The sequence below is a fragment of the Sphingomonas sp. ABOLE genome (assembly GCF_003950455.1).
Lineage (GTDB): Bacteria > Pseudomonadota > Alphaproteobacteria > Sphingomonadales > Sphingomonadaceae > Sphingomonas > Sphingomonas trueperi.
The window spans coordinates 165,660-182,106 of record NZ_QQWY01000001.1; the positions used below are offsets into that span (position 1 = coordinate 165,660).

Annotated in this window: 17 protein-coding genes; 9 read left to right on the forward strand and 8 right to left on the reverse strand. The window is 66.3% G+C overall.

What is annotated here, in order from left to right; genetic code table 11:
* Positions 1-48: 48 nt before the first annotated feature.
* Positions 49-1,173 (reverse strand): flavodoxin-dependent (E)-4-hydroxy-3-methylbut-2-enyl-diphosphate synthase, encoded by a 1,125-nt coding sequence (gene ispG / locus CA234_RS00805; protein ID WP_125976614.1) that lies wholly within the window; start codon positions 1,171-1,173, stop codon positions 49-51.
* 155 nt (positions 1,174-1,328) lie between these two features.
* On the opposite strand from ispG, the gene CA234_RS00810 reads away from it, so the two are divergent.
* The 5 genes from CA234_RS00810 to CA234_RS00830 all read left to right on the forward strand — a co-directional run bounded on the left by CA234_RS00810 (position 1,329) and on the right by CA234_RS00830 (position 6,686).
* Positions 1,329-2,276: an isoaspartyl peptidase/L-asparaginase gene (locus CA234_RS00810; RefSeq protein ID WP_125976615.1), complete on the forward strand. Its 948-nt coding sequence runs from the start codon at positions 1,329-1,331 to the stop codon at positions 2,274-2,276.
* Positions 2,277-2,370: 94 nt separating this feature from the next.
* Positions 2,371-4,260 carry a M61 family metallopeptidase gene (locus CA234_RS00815; RefSeq protein WP_125976616.1) on the forward strand — a complete coding sequence of 630 codons (1,890 nt, stop codon included), beginning with the start codon at positions 2,371-2,373 and terminating at the stop codon, positions 4,258-4,260.
* 35 nt (positions 4,261-4,295) lie between these two features.
* Positions 4,296-4,835, forward strand: a complete 540-nt coding sequence (gene ppa / locus CA234_RS00820; protein ID WP_125976617.1) for an inorganic diphosphatase — start codon at positions 4,296-4,298, stop codon at positions 4,833-4,835.
* A 140-nt stretch (positions 4,836-4,975) separates the two neighbouring features.
* On the forward strand, positions 4,976-5,500 hold the full coding sequence (locus CA234_RS00825) for a DUF1345 domain-containing protein (RefSeq protein ID WP_126000684.1): 525 nt from the start codon (positions 4,976-4,978) through the stop codon (positions 5,498-5,500).
* Between the two features lie 40 nt (positions 5,501-5,540).
* The gene (locus CA234_RS00830; RefSeq protein WP_126000648.1) at positions 5,541-6,686 is read left to right on the forward strand and encodes a CehA/McbA family metallohydrolase; all 1,146 of its coding nucleotides are present in this window, start codon (positions 5,541-5,543) and stop codon (positions 6,684-6,686) included.
* 21 nt (positions 6,687-6,707) lie between these two features.
* Here the strand turns inward: CA234_RS00830 and CA234_RS00835 are convergent, their stop codons facing one another.
* On the reverse strand, positions 6,708-7,451 hold the full coding sequence (locus CA234_RS00835) for a FadR/GntR family transcriptional regulator (RefSeq protein ID WP_125976619.1): 744 nt from the start codon (positions 7,449-7,451) through the stop codon (positions 6,708-6,710).
* Between the two features lie 192 nt (positions 7,452-7,643).
* On the opposite strand from CA234_RS00835, the gene CA234_RS00840 reads away from it, so the two are divergent.
* From CA234_RS00840 to CA234_RS00850, 3 genes are read left to right on the forward strand one after another with little or no spacing between them, the layout of a single operon-like run.
* Entirely contained in the window at positions 7,644-9,236 is a 1,593-nt protein-coding gene (locus CA234_RS00840; RefSeq protein WP_125976620.1) for a sodium/sugar symporter, read from the forward strand.
* Positions 9,227-10,105, forward strand: coding sequence for a 2-dehydro-3-deoxygalactonokinase (locus tag CA234_RS00845; RefSeq protein ID WP_126000649.1), 879 nt, complete (start codon positions 9,227-9,229; stop codon positions 10,103-10,105). Before CA234_RS00840 ends, CA234_RS00845 begins: the two co-directional genes overlap by 10 nt.
* Positions 10,102-10,725, forward strand: a complete 624-nt coding sequence (locus CA234_RS00850; RefSeq protein ID WP_125976622.1) for a 2-dehydro-3-deoxy-6-phosphogalactonate aldolase — start codon at positions 10,102-10,104, stop codon at positions 10,723-10,725. Before CA234_RS00845 ends, CA234_RS00850 begins: the two co-directional genes overlap by 4 nt.
* A gap of 62 nt (positions 10,726-10,787) precedes the next feature.
* Here the strand turns inward: CA234_RS00850 and CA234_RS00855 are convergent, their stop codons facing one another.
* From CA234_RS00855 to CA234_RS00870, 4 genes are read right to left on the reverse strand one after another with little or no spacing between them, the layout of a single operon-like run.
* Entirely contained in the window at positions 10,788-11,840 is a 1,053-nt protein-coding gene (locus tag CA234_RS00855) for a ribonucleotide-diphosphate reductase subunit beta (protein ID WP_126000650.1), read from the reverse strand.
* Between the two features lie 18 nt (positions 11,841-11,858).
* On the reverse strand, positions 11,859-12,131 hold the full coding sequence (locus CA234_RS00860) for a hypothetical protein (RefSeq protein ID WP_125976624.1): 273 nt from the start codon (positions 12,129-12,131) through the stop codon (positions 11,859-11,861).
* Complete coding sequence (locus tag CA234_RS00865; RefSeq protein ID WP_125976625.1) at positions 12,128-12,352, reverse strand: hypothetical protein; 225 nt, start codon at positions 12,350-12,352, stop codon at positions 12,128-12,130. Before CA234_RS00865 ends, CA234_RS00860 begins: the two co-directional genes overlap by 4 nt.
* A complete protein-coding gene (locus CA234_RS00870; RefSeq protein WP_125976626.1) occupies positions 12,349-12,684 on the reverse strand; it encodes a hypothetical protein in 336 nt (111 codons plus the stop codon). The genes CA234_RS00865 and CA234_RS00870 overlap by 4 nt, the downstream gene beginning before the upstream one ends.
* Before the next feature lie 98 nt (positions 12,685-12,782).
* On the opposite strand from CA234_RS00870, the gene CA234_RS00875 reads away from it, so the two are divergent.
* A complete protein-coding gene (locus CA234_RS00875; protein WP_125976627.1) occupies positions 12,783-13,046 on the forward strand; it encodes a DUF2171 domain-containing protein in 264 nt (87 codons plus the stop codon).
* Between the two features lie 126 nt (positions 13,047-13,172).
* Here CA234_RS00875 and CA234_RS00880 read toward each other — a convergent pair whose 3' ends face one another.
* Positions 13,173-15,062 (reverse strand): ribonucleoside-diphosphate reductase subunit alpha, encoded by a 1,890-nt coding sequence (locus tag CA234_RS00880; protein WP_125976628.1) that lies wholly within the window; start codon positions 15,060-15,062, stop codon positions 13,173-13,175.
* 435 nt (positions 15,063-15,497) lie between these two features.
* Positions 15,498-16,379 carry an AraC family transcriptional regulator gene (locus CA234_RS00885; protein WP_125976629.1) on the reverse strand — a complete coding sequence of 294 codons (882 nt, stop codon included), beginning with the start codon at positions 16,377-16,379 and terminating at the stop codon, positions 15,498-15,500.
* Positions 16,380-16,447 lie beyond the last annotated feature (68 nt).

A 16,447-nucleotide genomic window follows, 5' to 3' on the forward strand; every position in this document is an offset into this window, starting at 1 on the left:
AAGTTGCTTGTGCGCTGTCGCTTCGTCAGGCCGGAAGGACGGTCCGGTTTACTCCGCCGCCTGCGCCGGCGCCGCGCTGGCGGCTTCGATCTCGGCGGCCTTGGCTTCGACCAGCTTGACGATGTGATCGAGCATGTCGGCATCCTCGACGGTGTGATCGGTCAGGCCCGACAGATACACCATGTGCTTGCCGTTGCCGCCGCCCGTCAGGCCGATATCGGTCTCGCGCGCCTCGCCGGGGCCGTTGACCACGCAGCCGAGCACCGAAAGCGACAGCGGCGTGCGGATGTGCTGGAGCCGTTCCTCCAGCGCCTGCACGGTGCGGATCACGTCGAAGCCCTGGCGCGCGCAGCTCGGGCAGGAGACGACGCGGACGCCCCGGTTGCGGATGCCGAGCGCCTTGAGGATCTCGAAGCCGACGCGCACTTCCTCCTCGGGCTCGGCCGAAAGACTTACCCGGATGGTATCGCCGATGCCGAACCACAGGAGCGAGCCGATGCCGATCGCCGACTTCACCGTCCCGCCGACGAACCCGCCCGCCTCGGTGATGCCGAGGTGCAGCGGGCAGTCGACCGCATCAGCCAGCTGCTGATAGGCGGCGACGGCGAGGAACACGTCGCTCGCCTTCACCGCGACCTTGAACTGGTGAAAGTCGCGGTCTTGGAGCAGCTTGATGTGATCAAGCGCGGATTCGACCAGCGCTTCGGGGCAGGGCTCGCCATATTTCTCGAGCAGATCCTTCTCGAGGCTGCCTGCGTTGACGCCGATGCGAATCGAAGCGCCATTGGCCTTGGCGGCGTTGACCACCTCGTTCACTCGGTCGGCCGAGCCGATATTGCCCGGGTTGATCCGCAGGCAGGCGGCGCCGGCATCTGCGGCTTCCAGCGCGCGCTTGTAGTGGAAATGGATGTCCGCGACGATCGGCACGCGCGCGGCGCGGACGATCTGCTTGAGCGCGGTGGTGCTTTCGACGTCGGGGCAGGAGACGCGGATGATGTCCGCGCCCGCCTCTTCGCAGCGGCGGATCTGGTCGATCGTCGCCTTCACGTCGGAGGTGGCGGTGTTGGTCATGGTCTGCACCGTCACCGGGGCGTCGCCGCCTACGGGCACGTTGCCCACCATGATCTGACGGCTTTGCCGCCGGATGATATCGCGCCAGGGTCGTACGGACATGGGGGCCATATAGGCGCATCAGCGCGGCGGGGCTAGGGCAGATGGCGTCCCTTGGTTTCCTCCCCGGCCAGGGGGAGGATACAGTTCGCTGCGGCTTGGACGCTTCGCCTGATCTGCTAGGGACGGCCCGAATTATGCATCAGGAGCCCGCCGCCATGTCTACCGCCACCCCCAAGCCCCGCTGGACGCTGATGATCCACGGCGGTGCCGGCAGCATGCGGCGCGGCGAGCTGCCGGTGGCGCAGGAGTCGGGCGCCGAAGCAGGCCTCAACGCCGCGCTCGACGCCGGCGCGGCAGTGCTCGAGGCGGGCGGCTCGGCGGTCGACGCGGTGCAGGCGGCGGTGCAGGTGCTGGAGGACGATCCGCACTTCAATGCCGGGCGCGGATCGGTGTTCACCTGGGAAGGCGGCCACACGCTCGACGCCGCGATCATGGACGGCCGCACCCGTGCGGCGGGCGCGGTCGCGGGATCGACCACCACGCGCCACCCCGTCGCGCTCGCCCGGGCGGTGATGGACAAGAGCCGTCACGTCCTGCTCGCCGGCGAGGGTGCGGACCAGTTCGCCCGCGAGCATCAGCTCGAGCAGGTCGACAACGCTTGGTTCGGCACCGAGGAGCGCCGCCAGCAGCTCAAATCGATGAAGGGGGACAGCGCGGGTGGCGGCTTCGACGTCGACATGAAATACGGCACGGTCGGCGCGGTGGCGATGGACACGCACGGCCATGTCGCCGCCGCCACCTCCACCGGCGGGCTCACCGGCAAGCGCTGGGGCCGGGTCGGCGATTCGCCGCTGATCGGCGCGGGCACCTATGCCGATGATCGCGCCTGCGCGGTTTCCGCCACCGGCTCGGGCGAGTTCTTCATCCGCGAGGGCGTCGCGCACGAGATCTGTGCGCGGATGCGGTTCAAGGGCGAGACCGCCAAGCAGGCGGCCGACGTGGTGATGGCCGACGTGAAGGGGATGGGCGGTGTCGGCGGGGTGATCCTGGTCGCACCCGGCGGCGCGCTCGACTGGAGCTTCACCACGCCCGGCATGTATCGCGGCAAGGTATCGGCAGACGGCGAGCGCATGGTCGCGATCTACGAGGACCGGCGCGACTGACCCCCCTTGCCTCGCGGAAATTCGCGAGCAACAATATTGCCCGATCCGCGCCGTTTCGCGTTCGCGAAGATCCATCAAAAGGGGCCGTCACTTCATGGTTCGTGCACTCTCGCTTGCCAGCCTGTTGCTGGCCACCACCGCGCCTGCGCTCGCGCAGAATTCGATGCCGCAGCCGGTGCCGATCGTCGACACCATCCCGGCGGCGCGCGACGTGGCCTATCCGGGCACGCTCAAGATCGATGTGGACGCGACCGATACGGTGCGCGGCATCTTCCGGGTGCGCGAGACGATCCCGGTCGCCAAGGCGGGCCGCCTGACGCTGCTCTTCCCCGAATGGCTGCCCGGCAAGCACGGGCCGCGCGGCGAGATCGAGAAGCTGGCGGGCCTGCAGATCAAGGCGAACGGCAAGCGGATCCCCTGGACGCGCGACACGGTGGACGTGTTCGCCTTCCATGTCGACGTGCCGGCGGGTGCCAAGACCGTCGAGGCCGAGTTCCAGTTCGTCTCCGCGACCGACGGCAACCAGGGCCGCATCGTGATGACGCCCGAGATGATGAGCGTGCAGTTCAACTCGCTCAGCCTCTATCCGGCGGGCTATTTCACCCGCCGCATTCCGATCCAAGCGACGGTGAAATATCCCGAGGGCTGGACCGCCGCCGGCGCGGTGCCCGCCACGGTGACCGGCTCGACCTATGCCTATGAGACCACCAGCTACGAGATCCTGATGGATTCGCCGGTCATCGCCGGTCGCTATTACCGCAAGTTCCCGCTCAGCGAGCGCGTGACGCTCGACGTGGTGGCGGACAGCGCCGACGAGCTGGAGGCCAAGCCCGAGCAGATCGAGGCGCACAAAAGGCTGGTCGAGCAGGCGGTGAAGACCTTCGGCGCCCAGCATTACGACCACTATCACTTCCTCCTGTCGATCAGCGACAAGATGGGCGGCATCGGCCTCGAGCATCACCGCAGCTCGGAAAACGGCGTGCAGCCCGGCTACTTCACCAAATGGGGCGAGCAGGCGGGTGCGCGCAACCTGCTGCCGCACGAATACACCCATAGCTGGGACGGCAAGTATCGCCGCGGCGCCGAACTGTGGACGCCGGACTTCCGCATGCCGATGCGCGACCAGTCGCTGTGGGTGTATGAGGGCCAGACCCAGTTCTGGGGTTATGTGTTCCAGGCGCGCTCGGGCCTCGTCTCCAAGGAAGAGACGCTCGAAGGCTATGCCAACATCATGGCCAGCCTCGACAACCGCGCCGGCCGCCAGTGGCGACCGCTGATCGACACCACCAACGATCCGATCATCACCGCGCGCGCGCCCAAGGGCTGGACCAGCTGGCAGCGCAGCGAGGATTATTACAACGAGGGCCTGCTGGTGTGGATGGAGGTCGATTCGATCCTCCGCGAGCAGAGCAAGGGCACCAAGTCGATCGACGATTTCGCGCGAATCTTCTTCGGCGGCCGCGACGGCGACTATGGCGAGGTGACCTACAGCTTCGACGACGTGGTCAAGACGCTGGAGGGCATCCAGCCCTATGACTGGCGCAAGTTGCTCACCGCGCGGCTGCACGACGTGTCGGAGCGGGCACCGCTCGCCGGGTTCACCCGCAACGGCTACAAGCTCGTCTATACCGAGGTGCCCAACAAGATGAGCCGTCCGGGCACCGCCGACCTCAGCTATTCGCTGGGTCTCGCGGTCGGCAAGAAGGGCATCGCCGGCGTGATGTGGGACGGTCCGGCGTTCAAGGCCGGCATCACCGTCGCCGACGAAATCGTCGCGGTGAACGGCCGCGCCTATGCGGTCGATGCGCTGATCGAGGCGGTCAAGGCGGCCAAGGGCACCAAGGCGCCGATTCGCCTGACGCTAAAACGGGACGATAGTTACCGAGAGGTTGCCATCGACTATCATGATGGGCTGCGCTATCCGCATCTCGTCAAGACGGTCGAAGGAGAGGCTGGCCTCGACAAGCTGCTGCAAGCCCGCTGAGACGGGCAGAGCCGCCAACCACAGGTTAGAGAAATATGCGCATCGATCTCATTCCCATCGGCGATGATCCGCCGAACAATCTGAACGTCATCATCGAGGTTCCCTCGGGCGGCGAGCCCGTGAAGTATGAGTTCGACAAGGCCAGCGGCGCGCTGTTCGTCGATCGTATCCTGCACACGCCGATGCGCTACCCCGCGAACTACGGTTTCGTGCCGCACACGCTGTCGCCCGACGGCGATCCGCTCGACGCGCTCGTCATCGCCCGCTCGCCCTTCGTGCCGGGCTGCGTGGTGCGCGCGCGCCCGATCGCGGTGCTGAAGCTGGAAGACGAAGCCGGCGGCGACGAGAAGCTGGTCTGCGTGCCGGTCGACAGCACCTTCCCCTATTATTCGGACGTCGGCGAGCGTTCGGATCTGCCCTCGATCGTGCTCCAGCAGATCGAGCATTTCTTCACCCATTATAAGGACCTCGAGTCCGAGAAGTGGGTGCGGATCGGTAGCTGGGGTGATGCCGCCGAAGCGCGTCAGATCGTCCTCGAGGCGATCGAGGCCGCCAAGAAGGCCAAGGCAGCCTGAACCAGCCAATGCGGCGGCGCGGGGCCCGGCCCCGGGGGGTCGGCAATGTCCTCGCGCCGCCGCGTTTCCTCGCCTTCGCCGCGACGACGATCGCGGCGGGGCTGCTGCTGGTGCCGCATTTCGGCATCCGGGCAGGCGCGATGCTCGCCTTCGACATCGGCGCGGCGCTGTTCCTCGCGCTGTGTGTGCCCATGCTCAAGCACCAGTCCGATGCGATGCGGCGCTCGGCCTGCAACAATGATGCGAACCGGCTGGTGCTGCTCGGCGTCACCGGCGCCGTCACCATCGTCATTCTGGTGGCGATCGCCAGCGAGCTGATGGAGCGCAAGGCGCCCCAGCCCGCGCAGCTCGCGCTGATCATCGGCACGCTCGCGCTCAGCTGGACGTTCAGCAACGCCGTCTACGCGCTGCACTACGCGCATCTGTTCTACAGGGAGGCGCCGGGCGGGCGCGACAAGGGCGGGCTGGAGTTTCCCAAGACGCCCGAGCCCAATTACTGGGACTTCCTCTATTTCGCCTTTTGCCTGGGCATGACCTTCCAGACCAGCGACGTCTCGGTCGAGACGCGGCAGCTGCGCCGGGTGGTGACGCTGCACTGCCTAGCAGCCTTCGTGTTCAATCTGGGCGTGGTGGCCTTCACGATCAACGTTCTCGGCGGTAGTTGAGGGGCGGGCGTCCGCCCGAAGCCAGCCTGCCGGAGAAACCATGTTCCGTGTTGCCGCCCTCGCGCTCGCCGCGCTGTTCGTGCCTGCCGCAGCGTCTGCCCAGACCAATGACAAGTTCGTCGTCGCCAGCCTGACCGAGGGTGTGTGGATGAAAGGCGACCTCCACGTCCACTCGACGCACAGCAAGGATTCGACCAACCATCCCGAGGCGCGGATCATCGCCGATGCCGAGCGCGCAGGCTTCGATTTCCTGCTGATCAGCGACCACGACAACCATGTCGACGGAGATGTCGCGCATAACACATGGTCCGATCCCGAATTCCGGTCGGACAAGCTGCTGCTTCTCTACGGCGCGGAGTGGACGACCGTGCGAGGCCACGCCGTGATCCTGTCGGCCAAGCCCTATGACCACAAGGCGCTGTTCGACGTCCGCGACGCCCGGGACGTGCAGGTGCAAAAGGTGAAGGACGGGCTGGGCGTCCATCTCTCGGCCAACCACCCGACCAACAAGGATCATTTCGGCTATTCCTACGACCTGGTCGATTCGATCGAGGTGTGGAACACCGTCCGCTGGGCGCCGAACAAGACCAACCTGATGGTGTGGGACGATATGCTGAACTCCGGCCGCAAGATCGGCGCGCGGGGCGGCAGCGATTCGCACCATGGCACCGTGTCCGGCAGCACCACGCCGAAGGCGATCGAGGCGACCGCCAACAATATCGGCACACCGACGACCTGGGTGTTCGCGCCGGCCCGCACGCGCGAGGCGGTGATCGCCGCAATCGGCCGCGGGCGCGCCTCGATCAGCGCCAATCCCTATGCGCCGCGGGTGGAGCTCACCGCGGACGTAAACGGCGACGGCAAGGCCGACATGCTGATGGGCGACAACGCGAAGGCGCCCGCCGGGCCGGTGCGCTTCACCGCGCGGTTGGCGGGCAAGCGCGAGGACGGCGCCTACCACGTCCGCGTGGTCAAGAATGGCGGCGTGTTCGCGACGCTCGGCATCGGCGCGGACGGCAGTGTCAGCTTCACCGACACCCCCGACGCCAAGGCCCGCAGCTATTACCGCGTCGAGGTGGAGGGGCCGCAGACGCCCTATCCGGGCGTGGACAACTTCACCAACGTCGCCGGGCCGATGGTGGCGATCTCCAACCCGATCTTCTTCAACTTCGATCCGGCGTTCTGACGCGGCCGGCGGGGGCGAAGGCTAGACCGCCGCGTCGGCGCCCTCGACCGTTTCGATCAGCTCCACCACGTCGCCGATCAGCGTGCGCATCGCGATGCGGGCGGCGGTATAGTCCTTGGCGGCAATCGCATCGCGCACCGCGGCATGGTCGGCCACGCTCGCGCTGCGGCCCTTGATCCGGTTGGTGAAGCGGATCGAGGTGCGCAGCGCGGTCGCCACCATGTCGCGGAACTGCGCGTAGAAGGGATTGCCCGAGGCGCGCAGCACCGCGACGTGGAAGGCGATGTCGGCGTCGAGCGTATCGTCGAGCCCGCGCTCGGCGGCTTCCATTCGGGCGAGCCCCGCGGAGATCCGCTGCAGATCCTCCTCCGTGGCGAACTGCGCCGCCAGCGCGGCCGCCTCCGGCTCGATCGCGATGCGCAACTGGCTGAACTGGCGGAGCAGGTCGACCGAGAATTGTCGCTCGAGCAGCCAGCGCAGCACGTCGGTGTCGAACAGGTTCCACGACGAGGCCGGCTGCACCACCGTGCCCTGGCGCGGGCGGGCGCTCAGCAGGCCCTTGGCGGTGAGCATCTTCACCGCCTCGCGCGTCACCGATCGGCTGACGCCGTGCTGCTTGGCCAGCTCGGCCTCGGTGGGGAAGGGTTCCGTCTCGTAGCGGCCGGTGACGATCGCACGGCCCAGCGCGTCGAGCATGCCATAGGTGAGGTTGCGGCCCAGCCCCGAACGGACCGCATCGGCAGGGAGGGAAGGAGAGGTGGACATCCTCGCAATTGCTTTCCTGTTCTTGTCCGTGCGAAGCTGCGCACGTCCGCATTGTTGCACCCATGGTACTCCAGCGGCGTTGCTGGACAACCCCGATAAATAAGATAAATGAATGGTCGAACCCTGCATTGGGGCGGGGAGGGGCAAGACGCGCGGGCCATGCCGTTCGCGCCGGCACCGGCAGGAGTGGGCATGAGTCTATCCAACATCGATCTGGTCGTGGTGATCGTCTATGCGATCGGCATCTTCGGCCTCGCGCAATGGGTGAGCCGCGACAAGGCGGGCGCCACCAAGGATTCGAGCGACTATTTCCTCGCCTCGAAGAACCTGCCCTGGTGGGCGATCGGCGCCTCGCTGATCGCGGCGAACATTTCGGCCGAGCAGATCGTCGGCATGTCGGGATCGGGCTACGCCATCGGCCTCGCCATCGCCTCCTATGAGTGGATGGCGGCGCTGACGCTGCTGATCGTCGGCAAGTTCTTCCTGCCGATCTTCCTGCGCAACGAAATCTACACGATGCCGCAGTTCCTCGAGCAGCGCTTCGGGCCGACCATCCGCACCGTGATGGCGGTATTCTGGCTGATCCTCTACGTGTTCGTGAACCTCACCTCGATCATCTGGCTGGGCTCGATCGCGGTCACCCAGGTGGCGGGCGTCAACCAGGACGTGGCGCTGATCGGGCTCGGCGCCTTCGCGTTGCTCTACCAGCTGCGCGGCGGCCTGAAGGCAGTGGCGCTGACCGACATCGTCCAGGTGACGCTGCTGGTGCTGGGCGGTCTCGTCGTCGCGTACCTGACGCTCAGCAAGATCGGCGGCGACGGCGGCGTGCTCGCCGGCTTCCACGAGTTGACCCGCCGCGCGCCCGATCATTTCGACATGATCCTCTCGCCCGACAATCCGCACTACAAGGATCTGCCCGGCATTGCCGTGCTGGTCGGCGGCATGTGGATCGCCAACCTGAGCTATTGGGGCTTCAACCAGTATATCATCCAGCGCGCGCTTGCGGCGAAGAGCCTGGCCGAGGCGCAGCGCGGCGTGGTGTTCGCAGGTTTCCTCAAGCTGCTGATGCCCGTCGTCATCGTGCTGCCCGGCATCGCCGCGGTGGTGCTGGCGCCCAACCTCGCCAAGCCGGACCAGGCGTACCCCACGATGATGGCGCTGCTGCCGACCGGGCTGCTCGGCCTCGTCTTCGCGGCACTGATCGCGGCGATCATCGCGTCGACCGCGTCCAAGATCAATTCGATCGCGACGATCTTCACGCTCGACATCTACGCCAAGTTCAAGGGCGTGCAGCGCCGTGCGGAAGGCGGTGCCGACAAGGCGGGGCATGAGCGCCAGCTGGTGCTGGTCGGCCGCATCGCCGCGGGCGTTGCGATCGTACTGGCGATGCTCACCGCGCGCCCGCTGCTCGGCAATCTCGACCAGGCCTTCCAGTATATCCAGGAATTCTCTGGCTTCGTGACCCCGGGCATCACCGTCATCTTCCTGCTCGGCCTTTTCTGGCCGCGCGCGACCGAGGCGGGGGCGCTGGTCGGCGCGGTGGCCTCGGTGGTGCTGTCCTGTGTCCTGTGGTGGCTGCTGCCGGACTTCCCGTTCATGAACCGGATGGGCGTGGTGTTCCTCGCCTCGCTCGCGCTGGCGGTGATCGTCTCGCTGGCAGGCACGCCGACGCACAGCAGCCTGATCACGATGCAGGGCGTTTCCTTCCGCACCACCGCCGGCTTCAACATCGCCGCGGCGGTGATCGTCCTCATCCTCATCGGGCTGTACGCGACATGGTGGTAAGCTTCTCGGGTTCTTTACTCGCGGTCGACTGGGGCACGACCAATCGCCGCGTCTTCGTGATCGAGAACGGCGCGGTCACCCACACCGAGCGCGACGACAAGGGCGTGACCTCGGTCACCGACTTCGCCGCCGAAGCCGCCGGCATCCGCGCGCGCCACGGCGACCTGCCGCTGCTGATGGCGGGCATGGTCGGCGCCAATATCGGCTGGGCGCCGGCGCCCTATGTCGCGGCACCCGCCGGGATCGCCGAACTGGCCGCTGGGCTGCTCTGGGTGGAGGAGCGCAGCGCGATCGTGCCGGGCGTCTCCACGATGGTCACCGGGCGTCCGGACGTGATGCGCGGCGAGGAAGTCCAACTGCTCGGCGCGGTGCGTGCGGGGCTGGCGCCCGCCGATGCGCTGCTCGTCCAGCCGGGAACGCACTGCAAATGGGTCGAGATGGTGGACGGCCGCATCGCCGACTTCACCACCGCGATGACCGGCGAGTTGTTTGCCACGCTGCGCAAGCACGGCCTGCTGGCGGCACAGCTCGGCGGTGAGGTCCATGTCGGCCCCGCCTTTCATGCGGGCGTGGAGGAGGGGCGCAAGCGCGACCTCGCCGCCTCGCTGTTCGGCATCCGCGCCGCCAAGATGCTGGGCGTGCGCGACGATGCCGATGCGGCGGCCTTCGCCAGCGGGCTGCTGATCGGCAGCGACGTCGCCGCGCGGCTGGAGCATGCCGGGCACGACACCGTCCATATTCTGGCCGACCCGATGCTGGGCGGCCTCTATGCCGCCGCGATTGGCGCGCAGGGCCGCGAGGCGGTCATCGCCAGCAGCCATGACGCGTTCGTCGCGGGAATCCTCGCCATTGCGGAGCAGATTGCATGAACCACGTTGCCGAATTCGACGCCGCCTTCGCCCGTTGCCCGCTGATCGCGATCCTGCGGGGCGTGAAGCCCGACGAGGTCGAGGCGATCGGCGACGAACTCGTCGCGGCCGGCTTCACGCTGATCGAAGTGCCGATGAACTCGCCCGATCCGCTGGACAGCGTGTCGCGCCTCGCCAAGCGCTTCGCGGGTCGCGCGGTGATCGGTGCGGGCACGGTGCTGCGGGTCGAGCAGGTGCAGGCGGTGGCCGAGGCCGGCGGCACGATGATCATCTCGCCCAACGCCAATCTCGACGTGATCCGCGCGAGCGCAGCGGCGGGGCTGGTCTCGCTGCCGGGCATCCTGACGCCGAGCGAGGCCTTCGCAGCACTCGACGCGGGCGCGACCGCGCTCAAGCTGTTCCCGGCCGAGGCGGCGAGCCCGACGGTGCTCAAGGCAATGCGCGCGGTGCTGACCGAAGCGCGGATCCTGCCGGTGGGCGGCGTATCGCCGGACACGATGGCGCCGTGGATCGCCGCGGGGGCGCCCGGCTTCGGCCTGGGTTCGGCGCTCTACAAGGTGGGGATGAGCGCCGAACAGGTCGGCGCCAATGCGCGGGCGTTTATCGCGGCGCTGGGGTAACGGCCGCTTCTTCCTTCTAAACTCCCCTCCCGCAAGCGGGAGGGGAGTTTAGAGTGCCGGGCTTACTCCGCCGCGATTCCCGCCTTGGCGAACATGTCGCCTTCGATCGCGTCTTCGTTGGCGATCGTGCTGGTCTTGGCCTGGCGACGCTTGTCGAAGCTGTCCCACACCTCGTTCCACTGGCCGCGCGTCGCCGCCTTCGAATATTCGGTCGCGCGCGTCTCGAAGAAATTGGCGTGTTCGACGCCGTTGAGCAGTGGAGCGAGCCAGGGCAGGGGGTGCTCGTCGATCATATAGATCGGCTTGAGGCCCAGCTGCCCCAGCCGCCAGTCGGCGATGAAGCGGACATATTTCTTGATGTCCTTGGGCGTCATGCCGTTCACCGGGCCCATCTCGAACACCAGGTCGATGAATGCGTCCTCGATGCGGACGGTCTTCTGGCACATGTCCAGAATGTCGTCGCGCACGCTCGGGGTCATGCAGTTCCGTTCCTTGCAGAAGGTGTGGAACAGCTTGATGATGCCCTCGCAGTGCAGGCTCTCGTCGCGGATCGACCAGGTGACGATCTGGCCCATGCCCTTCATCTTGTTGAAGCGCGGGAAGTTCATCAGCATCGCGAAGCTGGCGAACAGCTGCAGCCCCTCGGTGAAGCCGCCGAACATCGCCAGCGTCTTGGCGATATCCTCATCGCTGTCGACGCCGAAGGTGACGAGATAGTCGTGCTTGTCCTTCATCTCCTTATACTGGAGGAAGGCGCTGTACTCGGTCTCGGGCATGCCGATCGTGTCGAGCAGGTGGCTGTACGCCGCGATGTGCACCGTCTCCATGTTGGAGAAGGCGGTGAGCATCATCTTGATCTCGGTCGGCTTGAACACGCGGCCATATTTCTCGTGGTAGCAATCCTGCACTTCCACATCGGCCTGGGTGAAGAAGCGGAAGATTTGCGTCAGCAGGTTGCGCTCGTGATCGGTCAGCTTCTGCGCCCAGTCGCGGCAATCCTCGCCCAGCGGCACTTCTTCCGGCAGCCAGTGAACCTGCTGCTGGCGCTTCCAATATTCATAGGCCCAGGGATATTCGAAGGGCTTGTAGGTCTTGCGGGCTTCGAGAAGCGACATCGGGGTACTCCGGCAGGATTAGAATCTGATGGTCTGAATGCCGTCAACAGGGCCGAAAAGACCGAAGCAGAGGGCAGCGAAAAGCAATAGGAATATGGGCGCGGCGATCATCTGAAGCAGGCCTATTCGGCGGATCTGCGCGATGCTCAGTTCAGATCCGCCGACGTTATTGCCGAACAGTTTTTTTCCGGCCCAAGGGTTCTCGGATTTCGTCGCAAAGCGCAGGCCATTCAGGAAAGCGCCGACGCATATCAATGTGGTGATCAACAAAAATAGACGTCCGTCGATCATAGCGTGCTCCTCGTGGCACTCGCAAAGGCCAGCGCGAAGCCGGTGAGGAACAGGCCGAGCGCGACCAGCATCATGCCGCCGATCCGCAGCGCGTAGGTCGCCGGCTCGCTGGCTTTGACGCGCAGCAGCCGCCGCGCCACTGAAGGGCGGAGGAGGACGATCAGTCCTGCCGTGCCCGAGGCGATGCCGAGGCCGGCCTGGAGGGCGAGCGTGCGCGTCATTGGTCGATCACCCGTCCGCGGACGGTCTTCATGCCGTCGCGCACGACGATGCGTTCGCGATAGACGACCTTGCGGCCACCCTGCGCGCCGACGCCGAGGAACACCACGCCGATGAAGAAGCCGAAATCATACCAGCCGCCATTGTTCGGCACCGCATAGACCGCGACGTCGGGCAAGATCAGCGACAGCCCCCACGCCACGGGAAAGATGAAGCCGTGCCACAGCCCGAGCAGGAAGCCCGGCGCCTGCGGTGCCACGGCGCTCGGCACCTGGTGCGCGCAGGCGGCGAGCAGGGCGAGGGCGGCAAGGGCAAAGGCGGCGCGGATCTTCATGCAGCTATCCCTGCGTATGGCAGACGCGCCCGAGGCCCGCGTGCATCGTTTCGCGACCGCGTGCGTTCGGTGCGCGAACCCCAAGCAGGAGAAGACCCATGGCAGATCTGAGCGCAATCCAGGAGCATATGGAAGTCATCGGCGCCGACGGCGTCCATGTCGGGACCGTCGACCATGTCGATGGCGACCGCATCAAGCTGACCAAGAAGGACTCGGCGGCCCAGGTCGAAGGTGCCACCGGCAGCCATGAAGGGCACCATCATTATATCCCCGGCGGCCTGGTCGCCGAAGTCGAGGGCGACAAGGTGCGCCTCTCGGCCAACGCCGACGTCGCGGTCGAGCTGTTCGAAGAAGAGGCGTAATGTCGCGGGCGGTGAGGAGGCATATGCCTTCCTCACCGCTTCCTCTCGTGCCTCAGCACGCGCCTTTGCCTCTCCCGAGACGGGAGAGGAGGGCATGAGGGTGGACCGCCGCTGCATCGCCAGGGTTCACTGGCAGGCCAAGCATTCGTCGTAATCGGTCGACTCGCCCAGATCGAACTTGGGCTTCTCGATCGTGTTGTCGGCCTCGACCCCGCCCGCGAAGCCGGCGCGCTGCACCGACTTGGAGCGCAGATAGTAGAGCGACTTGATGCCCAGCTCCCAGGCGCGGAAGTGGAGCATCAGCAGGTCCCACTTTTCCACGTCCGCCGGGATGAACAGGTTGAGCGACTGCGCCTGGTCGATGAACGGCGCGCGATCGCCCGCCAGCTCCAGGATCCAGCGCTGGTCGATCTCGAAGCTGGTCTTGTACGTGTCCTTCTCTTCCTGGGTAAGGAAGTCGAGGTGCTGGACCGAGCCGCCCTGCTCGAGAATCGAGTTCCACACCGCGTCGGAATTCTTCGACTTCTCCTTGAGCAGCTTCTCCAGATACGGATTGCGCACCGAGAAGGAGCCGCTGAGCGTCTTGTGGGTGTAGATATTGGCCGGGATCGGCTCGATGCAGGCGCTGGTGCCGCCGCAGATGATCGAGATCGACGCGGTCGGCGCGATCGCCATCTTGCAGCTGAACCGCTCCATCACGCCCATGTCGGCCGCGTCCGGGCAGGGGCCGCGTTCGACCGCTAGCGCCATCGAGGCTTCGTTCACCTGCGCGCTGACATGCTTGAAGATGCGGAGATTCCAGCTCTTCGCCATCGCGCCTTCGAACGGAATGCCGCGGGCCTGGAGGAAGCTGTGGAAGCCCATCACGCCGAGGCCGACCGAGCGCTCGCGCGCCGCCGAATAGCGGGCGCGGGCCATCTCGTCGGGCGCGCGCTCGATATAGTCGGTTAGCACATTGTCGAGGAAGCGCATCACGTCCTCGATGAAGCGCTTGTCCTTGTTCCACTCGTCCCAGGTCTCGAGATTGAGCGAGGAGAGGCAGCACACCGCGGTGCGATCATTGCCCAGGTGGTCGCGGCCGGTGGGCAGCGTGATCTCCGAGCACAGGTTCGAAGTCGAGACCTTGAGGCCAAGGTCGCGGTGGTGCTTGGGCATGGTCGAGTTCACGTGATCCGAGAACACGATGTACGGCTCGCCGGTGGCGAGGCGGGTTTCGACCAGCTTCTGGAACAGCGCGCGCGCATCGACGGTCGCGCGGACCGAGCCGTCCTTCGGGCTCTTCAGCTGCCATTCGGCGCCGTCGCGCACCGCTTCCATGAACGCGTCGGGGATCAGCACGCCGTGGTGCAGGTTGAGCGCCTTGCGGTTGAAGTCGCCCGAGGGTTTCCGGATCTCGAGGAACTCCTCGATCTCGGGGTGCGAGATGTCGAGATAGCAGGCGGCCGAGCCGCGGCGCAGCGAGCCCTGCGAGATCGCGAGCGTCAGCGAATCCATCACGCGGACGAAGGGGATGATGCCGCTGGTCTTGCCATTGAGGCCCACCGGTTCGCCGATGCCGCGCACGCTGCCCCAATAGGTCCCGATGCCGCCGCCGCGCGAGGCGAGCCAGACATTTTCGTTCCAGGTCTGGACGATGCCGTCGAGGCTGTCCGGCACCGAGTTGAGGTAGCAGCTGATCGGCAGGCCGCGGCCCGTGCCGCCGTTCGACAGCACCGGGGTCGCCGGCATGAACCACAGCTTGGAGATATAGTCGTACAGTCGCTGCGCGTGCGCCTGGTCGTCGGCATAGGCCGAGGCGACGCGAACGAACAGGTCCTGGTAGCTTTCGCCGGGGAGCAGATAGCGGTCCTTCAGCGTTTCCTTGCCGAAATCGGTGAGCAGCGCGTCGCGCGCATGATCGACCTCGACCGGATAGGGCTGCGGCACGATCGCCTTGCTGTCGAGCGCCTTGCTGGCGGTGGCGGCTTCGATGGTGGCGGTCTCGTTCACGCTGGTCTCACTATCTCTGAATTCCATACCTCGGACCCCTGTCTTCTGCATACGCAACAACCGACTCGGGGCACGGTAGCAATCGTAGCACCAGCCGGATTTGCGCGAGAACAAAAAGTGTCCATCGGCCCGGCAGCCGGCACGAGTCTACCCCAGTCGCATATGGCTATGCGAACGTTGGGTTACCAGTGCTTGGGCTTGCCCCTTGGTGCGACCACTACAGATTGTGCCAATCCGAGTCCGGGCACAAGAGCGGAAATCACCGAGGATTGCAACGGCTCGTCGCTGAAATGACTCGGCTCGTGGCAGGGCTAACGGCCGCTTCATGTCGCGACGCGCGGACTTCCCTGGCCTTTCAAAAAGGCAAGGGAACGAACATGGAACTGCAAATAAATTTTGGGGGATGAATCACCGCCGCCACAACCACTGGTGGTCGCGGCGGCGCACGCTGCACCATGGGGGCTATTTGAGCGGCAGATAGAGTTCGGTCACCGCCTCGTGCTCGGGCACATCGGGGAAGAAGGCGACCCGTCTCGCGAAGAGGGGAAAGTCGCCGGGTTCCTCGCCGCTTTCCGGCAGCCATGCGCGGTAGAGGAACAGCGCGGCGGGCTCGAGATCGTCGGCCTGCCCCGCCACCCGCAGCATCGCGCAGCGGCCGGCCGGGATCAGGCCGGGCTCGATGCCATGCACGGGGTCGGCCACGGGATGCGCGGTGCCGGCGCAGAGGTCGAGGCGATAGTCTTCGGTCGGGGTGGTGCGCGGATCGGTGTGGAAGATGGTGTAGGTGGCGCTCGCCGGCGGCCGGTGGCCGCTGGTCTTGCGCCAGGCGATGAAGCGGCGGATCGTGTCGCCGAGACGGGCGGGGTCGCCGCGGTGGGTCAGGAACGCCACCGGGGTGGCGGGGAAGTCGAGCGTCGTCACGTCGGCACCGGTGAATCGGGTCTGCATCGTCTGGCTCCTTGCTTGGGTGAGCGGCGCGAGCGCCGCGTGCCAGGGGTGCCAGTCCGGCGCCGCGCGGAACTGCGACGGCGCCTGGCCGAAGCGCTGGCGGAAGGCCCGGGCGAACGCCTCGGGCGCTTCATAGCCGGCATCGAGCGCGATGCCGATGATCGGCTCCCCCGGCCGATAGGCGAGGCGATAGGATGCCCGTTTCATCCGCACGAGCTGGACGTAGCGATGCACCGACAGCCCGAACAGCGCGCTGAACTGGCGGTGGAAATGATGCTTCGAAAACGCCGCGACGCCCGCCAGCGTCTCCAGGTCGAGATCCTCCCCGGCATGCGCGTCGACATGGTCGAGCACGCGCAGCATCCGGGCATGGTAGCGGGCGAGCGGCGTCTGCATCTTTTCCTCCGTGGCGACGCCTTCCTATGCGGCAGGGGTGCAGCCTGCCCGACCGATCTTGCCCAATT